Origin of the sequence: Paenibacillus sp. FSL R5-192 (assembly GCF_000517845.1) — a bacterium.
Lineage (GTDB): Bacteria > Bacillota > Bacilli > Paenibacillales > Paenibacillaceae > Paenibacillus > Paenibacillus amylolyticus.
Genome location: NZ_ASPR01000046.1, coordinates 1 through 22,136 on the forward strand (window position 1 = coordinate 1; position 22,136 = coordinate 22,136).

Here is a 22,136-nt window from a genome sequence, read left to right on the forward strand (position 1 = left end):
ATGGCTTTTGATTCTCTGACCAATCCCCTGCTGTCTCTCGTAGGCCTTTAATAAATTACATTTCCTGAGCCTAAACACTAACTCGTCCTGTTTATTAGGGTTAGGTTCTTCAACGCTCCTGTGACCCTTCTGGACGTTCTGACATCCTACTAGACCTGGGCACGTCTCGCATGCATCACATTGAGCCAAATGTTCGGATACATCCCTATACCGTCTTGGGCTTGTCAGGTCTCCGGAGCGATCAGGATAGACCTGTCTGAGTCGTTTGATTTCAGGATGGCTATCAATCTGCTGAATAGCTGCCTGCTGTCTTTCTGCAAACCTTGGGGGAATTAGTGCCTTGAGTTCCTCCTGAAAGCTGCCCATTTACTCACACTCCTTGCTTTGACCGTAAAGCAGCCAACATTTCTTTTAAATCATCCTCTGTCACAGTAGCTTCTGACGATTCTTCATCAGGCCGAGTATCCGACACAGGTACTACAACCTCATTTGAGTTTTGCCGTTTGGCATGTAGCGAATATACAACCGTGGCACAATAACTCAGGTTTCGTATCTGATCCCATTTGTTCTTTGGTTTAAAATTGTCAAACGATTGGTCAATACCATCGATAGCTGTTTGGAGCGGAATCCTCTCAGCTATGAACTGTTTAACCGCATCTTCATCGTTTAAGGTTATCTCCAGTCCCTTGCCTCTTCTCTGGAGATAACGAGCTGCCACTTGATTACGATATTCCGTTTGGGAAACCTCCCGATCAGAGTCAGCATCTGCTTCGGTATTAGGAACAGAATCCTTGTTTCCCATGTACGGTTCAAATATCGAATCGGGATCAGTTAAACAACAACCGACTTTAATACTGTCTTTAAACATGTCTTTAGAGGTGCCTTCATCCTTACTCCCGCAAGGGATTGGACTCTCTTCGACTTCCACTTTTCGTAACTCATTAGTTACACTTTTCGTAACTTCGGAGTTACACTTTTCGTAACTTTCGTCATGATCTTCACTTTCTGGAGTTACACTTTTCGTAACTTTTTTATTGCCTATATTTAAAGAGATAAGTTCTGAAAATTTCTCGCGATCCCACTCTTTCACAAGACTGACACGCCATTCATCATAGTTTTTGTTGAGAGAATAGACCTGTTTGCCATCCCAATAAATCACCTTACACTGTCCCAAGTAAGTGATCTCTTTTTTAGCGTCCTGTATGCGTACCCCACATAGTTCGAAATGCTTCAAGAGGGGAATAACAGCCTCTTTCTTCTGGCAGCCATAAGACAGCCTTAGAATCAGCTTGAGAATCTTTTGTTGCCTTTCTGTGAACTTCCGGCTGATTATCTCATCCCATATTTCATTAGCAATCCCGATGAATCCATTCTTTAACTGGGGACTTGCCACTCTCCTCACCCCGGAAAATTCTGATTACTATCTCTTTCCACTGGCTGGATTGTTGAATTCCGCCAGAAGAACCTTCAAGCTATATTTCAACGAATTGATAACCTGATCATTACTTTCCACTGCGTTATGCCAGCGAACCTTGTCTGCCTCAGCATCAGCTTCCTTAAGACGAATCTCAATGATTGCCAGCTCCGCACGCTGAGCTTTGTCTTTGCCAGCAGCAAGGTATGCTTCTGCATACTCACGCTTTCTCTGGGCGTAGATACGTTTATAGTCTCTCACTGCTTCAGCAGCTCTACGGCCCAAAATAACCTGTACCTCGGTCAAAAACTCGATCTTCCGAGCCAGTGTAGCCGGATAATCGTGACTGCACTGTTCTGCTAGGCTGTATAACTCACCTAATGTATATTGTTTTTGTAGAGACAATGCAGTCACTCCTTACTTATACATGCGCTCCAATATGGAGTAATCGTTCCCTAACCTCCGGCCAAAGGTAAGCCTGTCCACCTTCTCCGTTTCCATCCTTACAGAACCATTTTGAAATAGTGGGCTTCCCACCTGTAACATAGTCACGCAGTCCTGTAATCCATGATGCTTCAGTACTCGACATTGGTAAGTTGCGCGAGTATAACTTTACTGCTTGGGGAGGATCATACTTCCTTTCTCCAATACGCTGTCCCATAAAGTATGGATTCCCTTCTGTCTCTACTAATCCAAGACGTCCATTTTCTTTCTTGATAAACTCGAATTTACGAGACATCCAATTTATTTCATACAGATAGGCTAATACTCTATTGGCTAAATCTGCCCTGCCGAATCTTCCTGCCTGCTTAGCTGAAGATTTCCAATTTTTTAAATTTTCTTCACTTGGAACGAACCTGGATTTAGGATTGTGATGACCCGATTTTTTCGAAAGCTTCCTCATACAATTTTCAGGTTTTGTTAATAGATCAAACAGTTCGAATGCAGCCATGTTGGTGTAATGATCTTTGTTCATAATCACCCACCACATATTGTTGATGTTGTGATAGACAGTCCCTCTCATCAGCACCCCTTTACGGTCTCGGAAGTACTTAACTTCTCCATTGCTGATCCGCACACCATCTTTATCAAGCGCGTTATAGTCAGGAAGGTTGTCAGAATTCCAGTGTCTGCTAGATGAGTTTAGTTTGTGAAACACCTTGTCATGTGATGTTTTCAATTCAGGATCAGAGTCACACACATAACCTTCTTTTAACAAGAAGTTCTCGATATGATTTCGTTCAACCAAAAAACGCTTCTGGATCAAGTAAGGCATTTTTTTAAATTTGCCGAAGTCGTACCTTCCACCGCTAGAGTTTTCCACATTTATTTCTTGGTAGAACTCAATTCGTGCTCCGATGTTATACTTTTCAGCTACGAAGAGAAGGTCCCCCTTACCTCCTGCAAAGTGGTCCTTTGAAAGAATGGCATAGTCACGATCGATTCGTGGATCGGAACCAATAGCAAACCCTCTGCCTTTCATCATTTCCAGCATGCGCATAAAGAGGGGATGTGATATATCTTTATCTCCCCTAACAGCGATACTCGTTTCTCCTAAGGCATAATCCTTTTTATCTTCCACGGGAAACCCTCCTATTTTCATTATTAAATTTTCATGGTATACTTCCGTTAACTGTTTTCTTAAACGATCGTGTTGGTAGCACGATTAACTTCAAGGACTCATTTGATGCTGTTATTGCGGTAGACTCTTCTGCAATAGTAGTTACAAAAGAGTCCTTCTTCTTTTGGATCAGGAAATTTTTGTCCCGAGAACACTTCTCTATCGCAGTGTTTACACAAACCAATCACTGTCCCTTCAACCTTATAGCCTGATGGTTCTTTCCAGACTAGTCCTTCATATTCTGCGTTCTTATCGATTGAGCGTTCTAATTCCTCAAGATCGTTACGGAGCATCTTAATTTGTTGTTTGATGGGTTTGATGCTGCGTTCCATTGCTAATGCATCAATCGCAGTATCACATAAATCCCTAATCTGTCTTCGCAACACTCTGGTTTGCATTAAATTCTGAGCACGAATCATCATTTCTTTTTGGCAATGTTTCTCTGAATAATTTCATGTTGTAAAGGTTTGTGTGACCAGATACGTGCCAAGTCATCCAGAGTCATAAATTTGTATCCCATCGGTTTCAACTCCTGTCAGATCAGATGTAGTCTTCCGGACGAAATTCCTTAATGAAATCAACTGCGTCATCAAAGTCGATACGCCGTACATGGCTGTATTTCGCTACCTCAAACCGATCTTTCAATTTACTCCAGACCATCCTACGATAACGACCGACCAGGACCTTGAATTTCTCGTCAGACTCTTTATACCTGTCCTTTGTTAACGAGTTCGACTTCTTGCGGACAAGAGACTGGAGTTGGTAGCACTCTGCATCCGTCAGCGTTACACTATCTCGAACCTCCTGCACCATCATCTGAACCTCTCCGACCTTTTCAGCAACGTCATCTTGCATTTGTTTCATGCCATCCCATAATCCTCGGATAGCAACTCCCTGCGCCTCTGTAAGTTGCAACTGTCTTTCAACGATTGTCAGATAGTCAGGCTGATTAGGAATCAATGTCATGTCTGTCTACCACCTTTCTTGAATTAATTGCCGGACGAAGTTGGTCTATGAAGGATTGGAGCATATCAAGACCTTCTGATAGTCGTTTCTTCTCACTCGTACTTGCGCCGGATACTGCACCTAGCATGAACGATGTAATCCCAACCTTCTGGAGAAACTGCTTCACATGGATGCTGACCTGTATGGTGTTGCTATCAGCTTCGAAGCGAAGTTTCTTCATTTGAGCGGTCGCCTGTTGTTCATCGAAGTCATCTGACTGCTGGAGCTTTATAGTCTCCAATTCTTCTTTCGTCCGCTGATAACCGGCTTTCAGTTCTTCTACCTTCAGACGCTCAGCCTCAACATCGTCCTGAAGCTTGTCCTTCCAGTATTGATCACGCTCTTTGATCTTCTTAGCAGCTTCTTGAGATTTCTGTTCGAGTAGAACTTCTGTCTCTTCATCTCGGCGTTCTACTGCCGCCGCTACTGCTTCATCCACCTGATTGGCTGGGATCGCATCCTTGTATCGCCGTTGAAGTTCTTCTTTCTCTTGTTCAGCTTGAGCTGCCCGCGTTTCTGCTTCTCGGACTGCGGCTTCAAGACGTTCTTTTGTTTCCGTAAAAGCCTTATGTGTTGAAATGATTCCTGCGTCGAGTTGCTGAATGATTTCCGGAGTGGCGTTCTCCATGATAAATTTGGCTTTATCATACGTTTTACCAGAACCAAATCCTGCTTGTTCTGCAACGATATCTCGAACTTGTCCGGTCGGCTGCTCAGGAACATTTTCCTTGCCTCCTGCCATCCGTTCTTTGGCCTTAATTCGTTCGACTTCCTCAAGGCGTTTAGCCCATTCCACACGCTCCGAGAAGGTAAATTCTTTCCGGTGCTCGTTCTCTGAAATTTCTAACCGGAGTTGGTGCTCGTAATCTTCAATTTCCATAACCCTAACCATCACTTCTTTTCGACCAAGGTGTTGGTGAGCGCGTAATCGGCGTTCTCCAGCTACTAATTGAAAATCAGGAGTTATTAATATAGGATTGATAAGTCCGTTCCGTTCAATGTCTTGCGCCAGTTCTTCAATGCCACTAAAGTCCTTTCGAATGCGGTCATTAACCTTTATTTTTTCAATAGTAATTTGCAATTTTTTAATTCTCCTTTACAGATTAATTGTTATTCTTCCTTCTGGAGAATCCAACTGTTTGATTAGAGGAGTTTTCACTTATCCAATTGAAAACTAGATCTCTCGGGTACCTCGCTCGAATTAATTTGAATTTAGGAAAAGAAGGATTTTCCACAAGTTTATTTACTGCTGACGCTTCTACTTGAAATATATCCTTCAGATCGTTTTTAGTGAGTACAAGAGGATAGTCGTACTTGACTCTCCCCTCTTCGACTCCGATTTCATATGCTTTTTTCACAAGTTCTTGGACATACTTATCTACGTCAGGAATATGAATTGTCATGTTAGTTTCCATCTCGTTCCTCCTTAGCAGTTGGTCACCTTTTCCAGATACCCAGCTCTCATCATTAAATCCTCATAATTTAGATTTAAGGCAACCGAGAATTTTTTTAATGTATCGGGTTTGGGCATCCCCCGTTTACCTGTTTCGATTCTTGAAATCTGTGCGCAACTTACTCCCGATAATTCAGATAATTCGATCAAATTCAACCCTTTCTTTTTACGTTGTTTTTTTAGATATATCCCAAACATATTAGCCATTTTTTCACCACCTTTTTCCCTCTGGGTAAAACAATATCAGTATTTTTCATTTTGGTAAAATGCTATATTTCGCCAAATTCTGCATCTGGCTCATTGATTACGCTGTTTTTCATCAGATACCTTCTGTATTCTAGATTTCCTGTTTACCCCTAGGTAAAAAGATGGTATTATAATTACCAATAAGAAAAAAGGTGGAATCGTCGTGTCTAATGAACTTGGTACATTGATTAAGAATGCCCGCGATTTAAAAGGATTCACTTTGATAGACGTCTCAAAAAAATCAGGAATAAGTATTGCTCAACTCTCAAGAATCGAGACTGGAAAACGCGGCGCTCCAAAACCAGATACTTTGAAAAAGATATCACTAGCTCTAGATATATCTTTTAATGAATTGATGATTATGGCAGGTCACATAAATGAAGATGATAATGAACCCTTGAAAAGAATCGATCATTTTAACTTGAATTCTGATCTTGACGAGAAAATAAAGCATGTAGCAGCCATGCTTACTGACGAGAAAGGATTATTTTTCTCATATCTACAAGAAGATGCAATTGAGATTTTTAAAAATATTCAAATTAATGAGGAGTCCACAGCCTTTTTTGAAATATACGAAAGAGGAGTAAATGAATTTAAGGATGATCCTTTAACTCTAAATGAAATTACTGAAGGTTCTTTTAACTTAGTTTGTAATTTCGAGGTTTTGTCAGAAATCATACTTGAAAAGTTAAGTTATGAGGAAAAAGAAATTTTGTTAAAAGAGTTAACTTCAATAGCTAAAAAACATGAACTTTACAAAGAAGATGAAAATGACATTAAAGATTTAGAAGAATTTCTTAATCAACCTGAAATTAGTTTTAACGGAAAACCAATTTCTCAAGAACTCAAACAGCGTATTTTGGGATATGCCGAAGCATTGACTGACCAAGACAAATAACTTCATAACACTAAGATTAAAATCTTCTCACTTTTAGGTTTCATAGCCGTAAGGCTATTTCCTATATGTAAAAATAGAACGTATATTCTTATAAGGAGGGTTGGCAAAAAACAATCATTTCGAGGGGAGATTGTAAAATGGCATCTTACATCAAATATAAAACAAAGAAAAAAGGAACACTCTGGATGTTCAAGATTGATACAGGAGTTGACCCTAAAACAGGGAAGAGGATAAATACAACACGCAGAGGATTCAACTCTAAAACAGAAGCTAAATTGGCTGCAGAAGAATTAGAAATCCAAATTGAAAGCGGAAATCTCGCAAATCAAAGCAAGGACATATTGATTAAGGATTTTCTTATGGATTGGCTAGAGATTTACAAAAGGAATACTGTTAGAGAGAACACTTTCAAGCAACACAAATATGGAGTGGAAAAATACTTGGTACCAAACCTAGGCTTTATTAAGGTTTCGAAGCTCACAAACGCTCAATATCAAACTTTCGTTAACGGGCTAATCACACATCTCAGCAAACGTACAGTTGAAATTATCCATACTACAATGCAGAGTGCTATGTACAAAGCATTAGATCTTGAAATCATTAAGAAAAATCCTTGTTCTAAAATAATTATCCCGGATCCGAATTTAAATAAACTGAATACTTCAGACCCAGCTAACTTTCTTACTAAACAGGAAGTGTTTGTTTTTTTGTCAGCGGCATTAAAAGATAATCCTAAGTATTACTATTTTTTCAAAACTCTTATTGAAACTGGATTAAGAAAAGGCGAAGCACTTTCGCTTCAAAGAGATGATATAGACACGGTGGAAAGGCGAATTTCAATCAATAAAACAATTGTGTACAATCAGTTTGATATAGAAAAATTATTTGCGCCTCCCAAAACCGCGGCTTCAAAAAGATCCATTATGATAACTGAAAGTTTAGCTAAAGAATTAAACGAGCAAATCCTCATACAAAAGGAGTTCGAGAAACAAATTGGAATTACCGAGGAAACAAGCTTGAAATTGGTTTTTAATCGAGGTGATGGTCGCCCTTTTGCAAAATCAACGTTACAACGAGCGCTCAAAAGGATCTGTAAAAATGCTGGAATAGATAAAGATATCACTGTTCACGGACTCAGACACACACATGCTGTTATGATGTTAGAATCCGGGGCAAGTATGAAAGAAGTCCAGGAAAGATTAGGACACGCTTCTATTGAAGTCACGTCTGATATTTACGCACATATTACAGAAGTGATAGAAGTTAGAAGCATAGATAAATACTCTTCTTACATGGACTATCCAGAAGAATAGATTGATTTAATAGTCGCGGTCAAAACCGCGGTCATAACAAATATCCCACCGATATTTCTCTAAAAAGAGAAAAACCTTGGAACGCTGAAAATCCAGCACTACCAAGGTTTAGATATCCCTAGTACAACGTGATATATTGATCGCGTTCCCATTGGTGGACTTGTGTTCTATACATATCCCACTCAATTTCTTTCAGCTCATAGAAGTGAGCCAAGGCGTGGTCGCCGAGAGCGTCACAGATGACTTCGCTGCGGATCAATTCATTCAATGCTTCTTTCAGGTCAGCTGGCAAGCTTGGAATGCCTTCTTCCACACGCTCTTCTTCTGACATGATGTAGATGTTACGGTCAATTGGAGTTGGTAAGGAAAGCTCACGTTTGATTCCGTCCAGACCTGCTTTCAACAGAACAGACAAAGCCAGGTAAGGGTTAGCAGCCGGATCCGGGTTACGAACCTCAACACGTGTACTCAGACCACGGGAAGCTGGAATACGAATCATTGGGCTACGGTTACTAGCAGACCATGCTACATAACAAGGTGCTTCATAACCTGGTACAAGACGTTTGTATGAGTTCACAGTTGGGTTAGTAATTGCTGCAAACGCACGTGCGTGCTTCAGAGTTCCAGCCATGAAGTGACGAGCAGTTTTGCTCAGACCCAACTCGTCCGACTCATCAACAAATGCGTTCTCATTGCCTTTGAACAAGGATTGGTTACAGTGCATACCGGATCCGTTCATACCAAACAGTGGTTTCGGCATGAATGTAGCATGTAAACCATGCTGACGTGCAATCGTTTTAACAACGAGTTTGAACGTTTGGATCTGGTCAGCAGCTTTCAGAGCATCAGCATATTTGAAGTCGATCTCATGCTGACCTGGAGCTACCTCATGGTGGGAAGCTTCGATCTCAAAGCCCATTTCTTCAAGTGTGATAACGATGTCACGACGACAGTTTTCACCAAGATCTGTAGGCGCAAGGTCGAAATAACCACCTTGGTCATTCAGTTCGTTAGTCGGGTTTCCTTTTTCGTCCGTTTTGAACAAGAAGAACTCGGGTTCAGGACCAACGTTAAAGGAAGTGAATCCCATATCTTGGGCTTCCTTCAGGTTACGTTTCAAGATACCACGTGGATCTCCTGGGAACGGATTACCATCCGGAAGATATACGTCGCAAATCAGACGTGCAACACGGTTCTCTGCAACCCATGGGAAAATAAGCCAAGAATCTAGATCTGGATAGAGGTACATGTCGGACTCTTCAATACGTACATAACCTTCAATGGAAGATCCATCGAACATCATCTTGTTATCCAGAGCCTTAGTCAACTGACTCACAGGAATCTCAACGTTTTTGATAGCTCCAAGCAAATCAGTAAATTGCAATCGAATGAATCGTACGTTTTCTTCTTTCGAAATGCGGAGAATGTCTTCTTTTGTATAACTCACTATAACCTCTCCCTTTCTTATCTGCGTATTTGGCTTGCCTGTTATATTTGTACATTAGAAAGTTCCACGGGTCAAGGAGTCTCACACCAAAAGTACGTGTTTTCCCCTCACTCGCCAAGTTATGCGAATTTAATTTTTATTAAAGAATCGGGAAAGCTCTCCCTGAATGAGAGATACTTGTCCTGGTCTCTTACCTGATACAAGCTGCTGCTTCAGCAAGCGGTGCAACTGCGTATCGGACAGCTCTCTGCGTTTAACTTCAGTATCTGGCGTGATAACTGTAGCTTCCTCGGATTCTTTCGAAACAGGATTCATCACTTGTTTGATGCCCGCGATGTTAACTCCTTTTTCAATCAAAGCCTTGATCTCTAGCAATCTCTCTACGTCATTAAAAGAGAATAACCGTTGATTACCTGACGTTCTCGCAGGAACGATCAAGCTGTGCTGCTCATAGTAACGAATCTGACGTGCAGACAGATCCGTAAGTTTCATTACAATACCAATTGGGAATAAGGCCATATTTCTGCGGATTTCATCACCCATGTTCATCAACCTTCCAGTCATCTATTCTTCACCCTATTGTACATTTAGTTATTACCAAGTGTCAATGACGTGTTAGATAAACTCACAATAATTTACGATCTTTCATAGTCTGTAACGCCATCAAAACGCCATATTTGACATGAGAGTACGTTAATCCGCCTTGCATATACCCGATATACGGCTCCCGAATAGGCGCGTCGGCTGATAATTCCAGACTTCCACCCTGAATGAACGTACCTGCCGCCATAATGACAGGGTGCTCATAACCAGGCATATCCCACGGTTCAGGAACCACATGGCTATCCACAGCTGCTGCACGCTGAATCCCCTGCACGAAGGCGATCAGATGCTCGGCAGAGCTAAACTTAACAGCCTGGATCAGATCTGTGCGAGCTTCATTCCAGGCGGGTTTGGTTACAAATCCGGATTCAGCAAACATCGCAGCAGCAAACGTACTTCCTTTAATAGCTTGTCCTACAATTGTCGGTGCCATGTAAAGTCCTTGGTAGATGCCACGTGTTGTCCCCAGCATTGCTCCCACCTCTCCCCCAATTCCAGGGGCTGTTAGACGATAAGCTGCCAGCTGTACGTATTGTTCCTTCCCACATATGTATCCACCGGTTTCCGCAATGCCTCCACCAGGATTCTTGATCAGTGATCCGGCCATCAGATCAACTCCAACTTCTGTCGGTTCACGTTCCTCCGTGAATTCACCGTAACAATTATCTACGAATACGATGACATCCTCCTTAAGCGCTTTAACACGCGTAACCATGTCAGCAATCTCAGCAACACAGAAGGATGAGCGCCAGTCATAACCACGTGAACGTTGAATCCCAATGACTTTTGTAGCCGGTGTAATGCTTTTTTCAACTGCTGCCCAATCCACTCCACCTTCATTAGTTAAGGCCGTCTCACGGTAACCGATGCCAAAATCGCGTAATGAACCTGTACCATCACCGGGTTCGCCAATAACTTTATGCAATGTGTCGTAAGGCTTACCCGTGATGTACAATAATTCGTCACCTGGACGCAAAACTCCAAAGAGAGCTGTGCTAATCGTATGAGTACCTGAAGCAAAATGAGGACGTACCAACGCAGATTCCGCGCCGAAAACATCAGCATACACTTCATCAAGCACTTCACGCCCACGATCGTTATAGGCATAACCTGTTGAACCTGCAAAGTGAAAATCACTTACTTTTCGCTGTTGGAAAGCATTAATCACCTTCCATTGATTGTGATCTGTGATCCGATCAATCTGTTGCAGTTGTCCTTCAATCTGACGCTCCACTTGACGTTGAAGTTCAGATATTTCTAAATCAAAGCTTACCATCTTACTTCATTCCCCTTCATAGCACGAATCTGACGTCGAATATCCATTATCGTGTAACTTATCACATCAATATGTCATGAATATTACAATTCAATGAATTCTTCAAGCATATAACCAAATTTCTCATATTCACCTTTTTGCAATTCAACTTCATAAATTACATCATTCTCTTCAAAGCTGGTATCCACTACATCACCAATTTTATAGAGTACCGACGTAAGATCACCACGTTCTGCCGGAATACGGAAGCGCTTCGTATCACCTGTCAGCTCTGTCTGAATGAATTCACGGATTTTAAGCAGATCCTCCGAGTCTAATGCGCTTACTTTAATATGGCCTTTATCCAATGGAAGCATCTCAAGCTGCTCTGGTGTGCACGCATCTTTTTTGTTATACAGCACTAACTGCGGCTTGTCCCCTGAACCAAGTTCTTGCAAAATCGTATTAACCGTCCGCATCTGATCTTCACGCATAGCTGATGAGGCGTCCACAACATGCAGGATCAGGTCTGCTTCATTCACTTCCTCCAGCGTTGCACGGAATGCTGCAATCAGATCATGCGGTAGATTTTGAATAAATCCAACCGTGTCGGTAAGGACGATTTCTTTTCCACTTGGAAGTTCCATCGTACGTGATGTAGGATCCAATGTTGCGAATAGCTGATCTTGAATATACACATCTGCAGCCGTCAACTGCTTGAGCAAAGTTGATTTGCCAGCATTCGTATAACCAACAAGGGCCACCTGAACAATACCTGTCTTTTTACGGCGTTCACGATGCAACTTACGATGACGTGTCAATTCTTCCAGATGACGTTTCAGATCATCGATACGACCACGAATGTGACGGCGGTCTGTCTCCAGTTTGCTTTCACCTGGGCCTCTTGTTCCGATTCCGCCCCCGAGTCTGGACAGGTTCTTGCCATGACCCGACAACCGTGGCAGCAAATAGCTATGTTGAGCCAATTCCACTTGAATGATACCTTCTCTAGTGTTGGCCCGTTGTGCAAAGATGTCCAAAATCAATTGGGTACGGTCAATAATTTTGAGATCGAGGGTTTCTTCCAGATTACGAACCTGTGCGCCTGACAGTTCCTGATCAAATATAGCTGTAGTTGCTCCCAGTTCCTCTGCAATCGCACGGAGTTCTTCCACCTTACCTTTACCAATGAACCATTTGGTATCACGTTTTTCCCTGTTCTGAGAAAGTACACTTAGCACTTCCACTCCAGCTGTCTCGGCAAGTTTCACCAGTTCCTCTAAAGAGTACTCAGGGTTGATACCTGTACGTTTTACATCATCCGTAACAAGACTCACCAAGACGGCGCGATCTTTTTTGACCATATCTGTATCATGTGTACCATTTGTCATGTATATGTTCACTCCCTCTAATTACTAAATTAATCCGTTGATATACATTGCCACGAATATGCCATGGCATGCCTTAAGCCGAACCGGTTGACCCGGCCGGCTGATGTAAAAACTATATTATCGCTTACTTTCGCTCAAAGTTCAAATCCTCTGTACGGATTGTCATCAACTCCAGTTTTCCTGGACTGCCTTCCGAGTATTGTTCCAACAAACGAACCGCCTGATGCCTGATCGAACGCTCAATGGCATTACGAACGTATCTGGCGTTACTGAACGCATGCAGCGAATCATTTTTCTCCTGAAGCAAATGCTGCTTTAGCTTGAGTATGGTCTGTGGCATTAGAATATAATCACGCTCTTTGGCCATAATCTCAGAGATTTGAATCAACTGATCAATGCTATAGTCTGGAAACTCCACTTGAATGGGGAAGCGGGAAGGTAATCCGGGATTGGTCTGAAGAAAAAAATCAATCTCATCTGAATAACCAGCCAATATGAGAATAAACTGATTTTTGTTATCTTCCATTGATTTTACAAGCGTATCAATAGCTTCCTTTCCAAAATCCTTCTCTCCCCCACGGGCCAAACTGTAGGCTTCGTCAATGAACAATATCCCACCGATTGCCTTCTTAACCAGATCTCTTGTTTTCTGCGCCGTGTGACCGATATATTCTCCAACCAGATCTGCACGCTCTACTTCAATAAGATGACCTTTACTTAACACACCCATCTTCTGAAAGAGTTTGGCAACGATCCTCGCCACGGTGGTCTTACCGGTTCCCGGATTACCTTTGAAGATCATATGATACACGTGCGCACCACTAAGTAAGCCTGCTTCGGTACGCATCTGAGCAATCTGTAGGAAAGCATAGATCTCAAACACCAAGTCTTTGATATTTTCAAGTCCAACCAGTTGCTCCAATTCACCCTGTATCTCCTGGAAGTGCGCATGTTTGGTTATACTCTTGGCTGCCTGTACTGCCGCTGCTTCATCTTTGACCAACATCTGAGGTTCCTGGTTACGCAACACAATATTAATTTGTCTGGATGGTCTGCCTCCTGGTTGCTCTCCTGCAGCCATGACCCGTCCGTTCATTCGCCATCACCTCTATTTTATCGGGCTGAACTCTCCTGATTATTAATGTATTCTATCAGGTGCTCCAATATTAGAAGGATCATGAAGAATTCTACGGATAATTAGATGACTCAAATCTGAATGTTTTTTCGAAACTCTCCGTTCTCAAACAAACTCGGCCTATGCTTCAGTGATAACTGAAAGTATGGGAATACATGTGCATCAATGGCATGCAACAGTTCCTTTGCCGTCTTGTTAGCCAAGTCATAATCACCCGTTGTAATATGTTTTCGTGACAGTGCATCTTCAAGCTCATCTTCATCCAGCAAAAATACTTCCCCATCTTTCAATACAACGACATCCAGATACAGGTCATCAAACCAAGGAACACCCTGATCGGTTATCCCCTGACTACGGCATGTATCAATGTACCACTCTACAATCCGTTCCTGATCGTCAAACATCGCCGTAACAACAAAGTGCTCTCCCTTCGGATAGTATTGCAACCAGGAATAACCTTTATCTGCGATACAGAAGGTACTGCCTCCATAAGTTTTCCACAGAGGTTCTTTCAAATCCTGTATGGTGTACAACGTAATATAACCTGTGAAAATTTTGGATTGAACGAACCGGCATGTGAATTGTCGGTTCGTAATCCGGCGCCAGTTCGCGCGATCCCCGAATTTCCGTTTCATACGAACCCCTCTTTGCCGACTACAGGTCCGTGACCTGCTCTGATGTTATTGGTGAACAATGTAATAACGTCCGCCTGATGGATTCCAGCGCTCTGGGTCCGCCCTTGCACAACGTATTACGAATAGTTACAGCTTACCATATTTAAGGTTTACACTCAAAATCAAGCTTTGTCCCACCTATTCATCAAATCAGCTTCCATTACAGTTGGTTCTGTATAACACAAAAAACTGCTTCACCGGTTTCCCGGGAAGCAGTTTTTCAATGTAGCTATTTAGTGATTCATTCGCTTAGCCGCCGGTTCCAGCTTGGGAATCTGCAGGTGCATCTGTCCCTCCAGTATCCCCACTTGTTCCGCTGTCCGGAGTTACAACCTCGCCTGGCGTAGTTACGCCCCCATCATCGGAACCTTCACCATTTCCGCCAGGATCTGTTGTGCCCTGACCAGGTGGGGTGGTATTTCCTTCCCCAGGTTGACCGTTTCCGCCGTTATTACCACCGTTGCCATTGTTTCCGTTATTACCATTACCATTTCCGTTATTGCCATTTTCATTTCCATTACCGTTACCGTTATTACCGTTCGAGTTGCCATTATTCGGTGTACCATTGTCCGGATTCTCCGTACCCGGCTGCTCAGGATCTATCTCTGTTCCAGGGTCTAAACCAGGATCAGGTTCTTCCGGCGGCACTTCCTGCGCTTCAATCATCAAGGAGATGGTGTTGGAAGGATCCGTCTCAAGTCCTGATGCCAAGTCGTAAGCTGTCACATAGTACTCATAGGTTAGACCAGGCAACGCACTTAAATCTTGTGCATTGGTCGCTCCTATTGCATCAATGAGATGAGTGAACTGGGCTTCAGATGTTTCTTTCCGATAAATTCGATATTGAGTACTCGCGTCACCCGTTCCAGTCCAACTCAGGGAGACGGTTTGTGCATTTGGATCGTATGATCCACTCAGCCCACTAACGGACAGAGCCGGCTTTTCTGGTTCTTCTACTGGCGGAGGTGCCTGCCCTCCAGCTGGTGCTTTGAATTGCTTCACTGGAACGCCTTTTAAAGCATCTCCCATAACTTTGGCAAAGAAAGCTGCTGACAGCTTACTGCTGTTCTTAAGCATATGATTGGCATCCGGATTGTCATACCCCATCCAGACTGCGGCAGTCCATTCCGGTGTGTATCCAACAAACCATACATCACGGTTGGCACTGTTGCCAGAGATACCACTTTGAACAGTTCCTGTTTTACCCGCTACCGGACGATCCAGACGCGCTGAACGTCCCGTACCGTCATTAACAACGTTCTGCAGCATCTGTGTAAGCTGATACGCATTTTGCTCACTCATGACACGCGTTGTGTCCGAGTTATCATGTTTATAAGTGGTTTTGCCTGCGCTATCCTTGATTTCTTTAATCGCATAGGCTTGTCGGTATTCTCCGAGGTTGGCAAATGCACTATAGGCTTGCGCCATTTCCAGTGTATTTGTACCTTTACTTAGACCACCGAGGGCAATCGCCAGGTTTTTGTCTTCATCTGTCAGCTGTATACCTACACTCTTGGCAAAATTAATGCCTGTGTTAACGCCTATTTTATCAAGCAGCCAAACCGCAGGAATATTTTCCGATTTCGTAATGGCTTCCGTCATACTGATCGTTGAAGAATATCCATGCAAGTTACCAGGACAGTAGTTACCAAAACATTGCTTCGCATTACTCAGCGATGAGTTGGCACTGTAATTTCCTGATTCAAGCGCAGGTGCATAAGACACAATCGGTTTAAAAGCTGAACCTGGTTGTCTTCGACTCTGCGTTACACGGCTATAACCTTTAGTCTGATAATCCCGTCCTCCCAGGAGGGCAACGAGGCTACCATTCTCATGGTTCATGATAACCATGGAGCCTTGAACCTGTTGATCGTCTTTACTTGCCTCGAACAGATTATCATCTGTGAAGGCAGTTTCCATGGCTGTTTGAGCCTGAGCATCCATAGTTGTATAGATTTTGTACCCGCCGATATTCAGATCATCTTCCGTTTTACCTGTTACTCGTTCAGCTTCACGGAGCACATAATCTATAAAACCTTGATACTTCCTGTCTTTCTCTGGTCGCTTGTAGTTATAGTTAATCTCTTTTGCTTCGTCCATCTCCGCCTTGGTAATGTAGCCTTGTTCATACATCAGCTGCAATACCACACCTCGGCGTGCTTTTGAGTCGTTTGGATTGCTCACCGGATTATAGGCAGAAGGCCCTTTCGGCATAGCTGCCAATGTAGCAATTTGCCACAACTTCAACCTCTTGAGATCAGTAACTCCAAAGTAAAATTCAGATGCCGCTTTAATCCCGTAACGCTGATGACCGAAGAAAATCCGGTTCAGATACATCGTCAGGATTTCGTCTTTTGTGTACTTGCGCTCTAATGCCATGGCAATCGATACTTCCGTTGCTTTACGGAAGAACGTTTTGTCACGGGACAAGAACATGTTCTTGGCAAGCTGTTGGGTTAGTGTACTACCACCTTCCACCATGGAACGAGCCATGACATCTTTTACCGCTGCACGCCCAATGGACCAGATATCTACGCCTTGGTGATCGTAGAATCGCTTATCCTCCGTTGCAACAAAGGCTTGCTTTACCAGCTCAGGAATATCATCTTCTTTGACGGGTTCCAGCTTCTGAATGGATAGTTCCCCCATTAATTGGCCATTGCGATCATATACTTTTGAAGTTTCATTAATTGTGGTTTTGTCCTTATTGGCTTTGAGCAGATTTTCACCACTCACCATAATAAATAAATATCCGCCAAGTGCACAGAATATGGCGATTGCCATTGTGAAAAACAGTGTCCATCCAACGCGTTTACCCGTAATTTTTTTCTTTTTAGAGGTCTTTGGCTTCGCTTTTTTGGGTGACTTGTTATTGTTGTTGCGATTGTTAGACCTCGACAACGGATCGTTTGGCATGTTACCTCCTGACTCCCTTTCGGTTGCATAATTTCTAATCGTCTGTAGGCTCAGGCATATATTAAACAAATTTTGCCCGGAATGAAAAGAACAACCCTTTATTCAGGTTGCTCTGTTTCAATACCTATACTTGTAGACGAAATGGTTGGTGAAAAGGTTTCGTAATTTTTTTAAGCTTCGCCGCTGTTATCTTGCTGCATCAGCGATACGCTGCGTTGCGGCGTGAACGTGGAGATGGCATGCTTGTAGACCATTTGCTGGCGTCCGTCGCTGTCAATGACGATCGTAAAATTGTCAAATGCCTTGATCGTCCCGCGGATTTGGAAGCCGTTGGTCAGATAGACCGTAGCAGGAATATTTTCTTTCCGCAGTTGGTTCAAGAACGTATCTTGGATGTTGATGGACTTGTTCATTAGCCGTACCCCCATTGGTTCATTTGAATTCGTGTTCAAGTAATATTCAATATCGCTGAGTAGCTTTCGTGCTATTATATCATGAACAGTTTCATATAATCCACAAAAACCCCTTGTCTGCTATTTTACCCCCATTCTTAGTGAGGTGAACAAATAGAAGACTTATCCATTATACACCGCTTGTCTGTTTTGCAAAAGAGGGACAAAATCTTCATTTTAAAGCACATTTATTCGTTGTTTAGCGAATGCTTAATCTCTACCATCTGTTCTAGTGATAAATAAAAACCTCTACCCTTTTGATGACTAAAAGGTAGAGGTTTACATATCTTGATCTAATCGATGCCTGTCAGAAGAATACTAATAATCGCTCAAATCAATCAAATTTCCGTGTAATCAATTCACTTATCTGCTTGTATTTCCCTTCAAAATCCTGGGTATCCGTCATGTCCACCCATTCAATATCCTTCATATGGCGGAACCAGGAAAGCTGCCGTTTGGCAAACCGACGTGTATCCCTCTTCAACCACTCAACCGCAGCTTCCCAACTCACTTCCCCTTGCAGGAACGCTGCAATCTCCTTATATCCCAACCCTTGCATGGAAATATGACCTCTGGCCACTCCGCGTTCCAACAAGGATTTCACCTCATCTACCAGACCTTGTTCGATCATCAGATCAATCCGCTCTTCTACCCGGGCGTACAACTTCTGCCGATCCATTGTCAAACCAACAATAAGAAGGTCATAAGGCGATTCTTTCTTCTGTACTGCCAGCTGATCAGACCACTTCTCGCCTGTGAGGTGATGGATCTCAAGCGCACGTACAATTCGCCGCTGGTCATTCGGATGCAAACGATCCGCACTAACGGGGTCAACTTCCCTCAATCGATCATGAAGGGCCTGTGCTCCATTTAGCTCAGCATAGCTGAATTGTTCCTCTCTGAATGCTTCATCTGAACCGCTATCCGAGAATTGGAAGCCGTAACATACTGATTCCACATATAGACCGGTGCCACCTACGATAAAAGGCATTTTACCGCGTTCGTGAATTTCACTAATCAATCGTGTACAACTCTCCTGAAACTCGGCCACAGAATACGGATACTCCGGTTCATGGATATCAATGAGATGATGAGGTACACCCTTCATTTCTTCAGAGGTAATCTTGGCAGTTCCGATATCCATTTCACGATATACCTGCATCGAATCGCCTGAGATAATCTCACAATTGAAAGCTTGGGCAAGCTCGATGCTCATTCTTGTTTTGCCTACTGCTGTTGGTCCAACCAACACAAGCAGTTTAGGTTTTGGTTTAACTTCCACTTTCAACATTAATCACTCCGTACAGGGTTTTTGCATTCGCCCGATCAAGTATTTCAAATCCGAGCCTGTCAAACTCCGCGCTGCCGCGCTTTTCTTTCATGACTACCCGTTTACGGGCAACCCGTTTTGCTTCCATAATGCTCTGTTCATCCAGCGCATGAGCATTTGCATAATCTCGCAAGGGCTGTATAGCACTTGAATCCATCATCGGTTCACGGAACATGGGGTCAAAATATACGGTATCACAGCTTCGATCCGGCATGGAACGCAGCAACTCAAGATGATTTGCATGATGCAGCTCAATGCGCCGGAAAGCTTCATTTACCGCTGGCTTGATCGTCTCATATTGAGACATCCCCTCCACTAATAGTGTATATAGCGGAAGAGAGCTCTCACATGCAATCACCCGTCCACTTTTACCCACTGCAACTGAGAACACCAGTGCATCCGTGCCCAGTCCGGCTGTACAATCGATGATGGTATCCCCTTCATTCACCGCCCCCGCCTCCAGCAGTGGATCAGGTTCTCCTCGCAATATACGTTTGGCACGAACAAATCCCATGCTGGGGTGGAACTCCAGCAACGGTGAATCCTTCCGAAATAGACGCACTTTACCCTGGAGTACAACCAGAACCTCCTCCGCCTCATAGTGTTCAATCATCATGGGCAGAGACATTTTATTACGGCGCACGTAAGTACCCCCTGTTGTTTCAGCAAGGTTTCGGGCCCGCTCCACAAGTAAAGCCGCTTCCTTTTCACCGGTTGTAATATACATAGATTCCTCCTAAATAGCTACATAACACGTTTGAACAATTTTTCCAGATCATATGTTGAAAATGAAATCACAATTGGCCGCCCATGTGGACACGTATAGGGCTGACGACATGAACCCAGACGCTGAATCAGCACCTCTGCTTCCTGATCCGTCAGCTTTTGGTTCGCTTTGATGGATGCCTTACAGGAACACATAATGGATGCAGCTTCTCGCATCTTGGCTAAATCTATGCTGCGTTCACTAAGAACCCACTCGGACATTTCTTCGATAATGTCTTTCTCGTCCCCTTTGGGGAACCAGAACGGATGGGAGCGTACACGGAACGTCTGTCCACCGAAATGCTCCAAATATACACCCGCCTGTTCGAACCAGGCCAGCCTTGTTTTCAGCTTTTCCGTCTCCGAAGGTGTAAATTCGAGCGTAATAGGCAGCAGTAACTCTTGTGAGGCCTGGGCAGGGTTACCAAATTTCTCGTAATAGTACTCATAATTCACGCGTTCATGAGCAGCATGCTGATCAATCAAATATAAACCTTGGTCATTTTGCGCGATCAAATACGTACCATGATGCTGTCCGATCAGACTCAGCTCCGGAAATACAGGCATGGAAGCATCCGATTTAATGGCAGCAGCAAGTTTAGTGGCATCAGGCAGACCTGAAGTTTTCCACGTCCGTTCACCTCTGGCAATCGAAGACGGATTATACGATGAACGTGCTTCCCTAACCGGTGAATATACGGAATCGGAGCGATACGTAGCTGGTTTGCCTTCAGCCAGCGGTTTCTCTGTTGCTCCACGATCCCCACCATCTTGAGAAGAGAGGTCAGATTTGGGAACAGTTTCGGTAGAACTTGTACTTGAACTTGTACTTACATCCTTAGTGCCTTCTTGCACGTTAACGGATGTCTGCCCCCCGTCATGACTATCAATCTTCTGCAAAATATCCCCGTTCCAACTTTCTAACTGCACAGGGGGGTGTGTAATCTCAGGTGGAGCTTCTGGCAACGGCACTGAGTGACCCTGTTCAAATACTGGCTGTCCTGTGGTCACATCCGCCGGAGCATCCAAATCCAGATCATCATCTTCCGTAGTTAACTTCAGCGATGTACTAGCAGGTTTCCCGAGTGGACCTTGTTGTCCATATCCTTCTGCATCAGATGCATCTTTCAGCGGACCACGTGGAAAGAGGAATTGTTCCTGGATAAAGGAGCTATCGTCCCCACGTCGAATCTGCTGTTTTTTGACCTGTGGAATCAGTACCTCCTGCCGGAGTATACCCCGCAACGTCGTCTCTATGAATTCATACAGTTCTGGTTCCTTGCTGAAGCGAACCTCCAACTTGGCCGGATGCACGTTCACATCCACAAGAGAGGGGTGCATCTCCAACTGCACCACGACAAGTGGGAAGCGATTGATGGGCAGCAAGGTATGGTAGGCTTTGAGAATCGCCTGATTGAGACCGTAATTGCGAACAAATCTCCCATTAACAATCGTTGACATACCATTACGATTCGCTCGTGTCCATTCTGGCAGGCTGATCAGCCCGCTCACCCGGTAATCCAGACTTTCACCCTGGATGGGAAGCATCGCTTTCGCTGCACTTGTCCCATATATCGCTGCAACCACTTGCAGCAGATCGCCGTTGCCCAACGTCTGAAGCAACACATTCTCATTATGGCGCAGTCGGAACGAAATGTTTGGGTGAGACATCGCCATGCGGTATAGGACATCTGAAATATGTCCCAGTTCCGTCTGGATCGTTTTCATATATTTAAGTCTGGCTGGTGTATTGTAAAATAGTTCTCTCACTGCAAAATCTGTACCTTGGGGTGAGGTTGCATCTTCATGAGAGACAAGGTTCCCGCCTTCAATCACGATGCGGCGCCCCCGCCCGTCATTACCACTTGCCGATAATACCTCTACCTTGGACACGGCGGCAATACTCGCCAAGGCTTCGCCACGGAATCCAAGACTTGTGATCTGAAACAGATCTCGGCCATGGGCTATTTTGCTGGTCGCATGACGATAAAAGGCGGTTTCCATGTCCTCTGGCTCAATACCTGTACCATTGTCTTTGACACGAATACTGAGGAGTCCCCCCTCTTCCACCGTCACTTCTATCTTGGTGGCGCCTGCATCCACCGAGTTTTCGAGCAACTCTTTGACAACTGAAGCAGGCCGTTCGACCACTTCACCCGCCGCGATCTGGTTGGCAATATGTTCATCAAGCACATGTATCTTCGCCACAGGTTTTCCC

Annotated in this window: 21 protein-coding genes and 1 pseudogene; 2 read left to right on the forward strand and 20 right to left on the reverse strand. The window is 43.8% G+C overall.

The window, feature by feature from the left end:
• From C161_RS21780 to C161_RS21820, 9 genes and pseudogenes are all read right to left on the reverse strand, one after another.
• Nucleotides 1–366: pseudogene (locus tag C161_RS21780) on the reverse strand (DNA replication protein); the annotation flags it as partial.
• 4 nt (nucleotides 367–370) lie between these two features.
• Nucleotides 371–1,393, reverse strand: a complete 1,023-nt coding sequence (locus C161_RS21785; RefSeq protein ID WP_036672748.1) for a replication protein — start codon at nucleotides 1,391–1,393, stop codon at nucleotides 371–373.
• Nucleotides 1,394–1,420: 27 nt separating this feature from the next.
• Complete coding sequence (locus C161_RS21790) at nucleotides 1,421–1,828, reverse strand: hypothetical protein (RefSeq protein WP_241230735.1); 408 nt, start codon at nucleotides 1,826–1,828, stop codon at nucleotides 1,421–1,423.
• Between the two features lie 7 nt (nucleotides 1,829–1,835).
• Nucleotides 1,836–2,996, reverse strand: a complete 1,161-nt coding sequence (locus tag C161_RS21795; RefSeq protein ID WP_156946149.1) for a hypothetical protein — start codon at nucleotides 2,994–2,996, stop codon at nucleotides 1,836–1,838.
• A gap of 98 nt (nucleotides 2,997–3,094) precedes the next feature.
• Complete coding sequence (locus C161_RS21800) at nucleotides 3,095–3,457, reverse strand: hypothetical protein (RefSeq protein ID WP_051449869.1); 363 nt, start codon at nucleotides 3,455–3,457, stop codon at nucleotides 3,095–3,097.
• Nucleotides 3,458–3,575: 118 nt separating this feature from the next.
• A complete protein-coding gene (locus tag C161_RS21805) occupies nucleotides 3,576–4,001 on the reverse strand; it encodes an ORF6C domain-containing protein (RefSeq protein WP_036672751.1) in 426 nt (141 codons plus the stop codon).
• A complete protein-coding gene (locus C161_RS21810) occupies nucleotides 3,985–5,121 on the reverse strand; it encodes a ParB N-terminal domain-containing protein (RefSeq protein ID WP_017687930.1) in 1,137 nt (378 codons plus the stop codon). The genes C161_RS21805 and C161_RS21810 overlap by 17 nt, the downstream gene beginning before the upstream one ends.
• A gap of 22 nt (nucleotides 5,122–5,143) precedes the next feature.
• Nucleotides 5,144–5,455, reverse strand: coding sequence for a hypothetical protein (locus C161_RS21815; protein WP_051449870.1), 312 nt, complete (start codon nucleotides 5,453–5,455; stop codon nucleotides 5,144–5,146).
• An 11-nt stretch (nucleotides 5,456–5,466) separates the two neighbouring features.
• Entirely contained in the window at nucleotides 5,467–5,700 is a 234-nt protein-coding gene (locus tag C161_RS21820) for a helix-turn-helix domain-containing protein (RefSeq protein ID WP_017687928.1), read from the reverse strand.
• Nucleotides 5,701–5,902: 202 nt separating this feature from the next.
• Between C161_RS21820 and C161_RS32060 the strand changes: the two genes are divergently transcribed.
• On the forward strand, nucleotides 5,903–6,637 hold the full coding sequence (locus C161_RS32060; RefSeq protein ID WP_017687927.1) for a helix-turn-helix domain-containing protein: 735 nt from the start codon (nucleotides 5,903–5,905) through the stop codon (nucleotides 6,635–6,637).
• Between the two features lie 137 nt (nucleotides 6,638–6,774).
• Complete coding sequence (locus C161_RS21830) at nucleotides 6,775–7,950, forward strand: site-specific integrase (RefSeq protein ID WP_036672752.1); 1,176 nt, start codon at nucleotides 6,775–6,777, stop codon at nucleotides 7,948–7,950.
• A gap of 118 nt (nucleotides 7,951–8,068) precedes the next feature.
• Here C161_RS21830 and glnA read toward each other — a convergent pair whose 3' ends face one another.
• From glnA to mutL, 11 genes are all read right to left on the reverse strand, one after another.
• A complete protein-coding gene (gene glnA / locus C161_RS21835; RefSeq protein WP_036613569.1) occupies nucleotides 8,069–9,397 on the reverse strand; it encodes a type I glutamate--ammonia ligase in 1,329 nt (442 codons plus the stop codon).
• Nucleotides 9,398–9,526: 129 nt separating this feature from the next.
• Nucleotides 9,527–9,940 carry a MerR family transcriptional regulator gene (locus tag C161_RS21840; protein ID WP_017687924.1) on the reverse strand — a complete coding sequence of 138 codons (414 nt, stop codon included), beginning with the start codon at nucleotides 9,938–9,940 and terminating at the stop codon, nucleotides 9,527–9,529.
• Between the two features lie 82 nt (nucleotides 9,941–10,022).
• Entirely contained in the window at nucleotides 10,023–11,276 is a 1,254-nt protein-coding gene (locus C161_RS21845) for a methionine gamma-lyase family protein (RefSeq protein WP_036672753.1), read from the reverse strand.
• A gap of 83 nt (nucleotides 11,277–11,359) precedes the next feature.
• On the reverse strand, nucleotides 11,360–12,646 hold the full coding sequence (hflX, locus tag C161_RS21850) for a GTPase HflX (protein WP_036672754.1): 1,287 nt from the start codon (nucleotides 12,644–12,646) through the stop codon (nucleotides 11,360–11,362).
• Between the two features lie 124 nt (nucleotides 12,647–12,770).
• On the reverse strand, nucleotides 12,771–13,742 hold the full coding sequence (locus tag C161_RS21855) for an AAA family ATPase (protein ID WP_036672756.1): 972 nt from the start codon (nucleotides 13,740–13,742) through the stop codon (nucleotides 12,771–12,773).
• A 110-nt stretch (nucleotides 13,743–13,852) separates the two neighbouring features.
• Nucleotides 13,853–14,416, reverse strand: coding sequence for a DUF402 domain-containing protein (locus C161_RS21860; protein ID WP_036672757.1), 564 nt, complete (start codon nucleotides 14,414–14,416; stop codon nucleotides 13,853–13,855).
• A gap of 288 nt (nucleotides 14,417–14,704) precedes the next feature.
• Nucleotides 14,705–17,371 (reverse strand): PBP1A family penicillin-binding protein, encoded by a 2,667-nt coding sequence (locus C161_RS21865; RefSeq protein WP_036672758.1) that lies wholly within the window; start codon nucleotides 17,369–17,371, stop codon nucleotides 14,705–14,707.
• A gap of 170 nt (nucleotides 17,372–17,541) precedes the next feature.
• A complete protein-coding gene (gene hfq, locus C161_RS21870) occupies nucleotides 17,542–17,784 on the reverse strand; it encodes an RNA chaperone Hfq (protein WP_017687918.1) in 243 nt (80 codons plus the stop codon).
• Between the two features lie 373 nt (nucleotides 17,785–18,157).
• Entirely contained in the window at nucleotides 18,158–19,114 is a 957-nt protein-coding gene (gene miaA / locus C161_RS21875; RefSeq protein WP_036672759.1) for a tRNA (adenosine(37)-N6)-dimethylallyltransferase MiaA, read from the reverse strand.
• Complete coding sequence (locus tag C161_RS21880; RefSeq protein WP_036672760.1) at nucleotides 19,095–19,880, reverse strand: class I SAM-dependent methyltransferase; 786 nt, start codon at nucleotides 19,878–19,880, stop codon at nucleotides 19,095–19,097. The genes miaA and C161_RS21880 overlap by 20 nt, the downstream gene beginning before the upstream one ends.
• Nucleotides 19,881–19,897: 17 nt before the next feature.
• On the reverse strand, nucleotides 19,898–22,126 hold the full coding sequence (gene mutL / locus C161_RS21885; RefSeq protein WP_036672761.1) for a DNA mismatch repair endonuclease MutL: 2,229 nt from the start codon (nucleotides 22,124–22,126) through the stop codon (nucleotides 19,898–19,900).
• Between the last annotated feature and the right edge of the window lie 10 nt (nucleotides 22,127–22,136).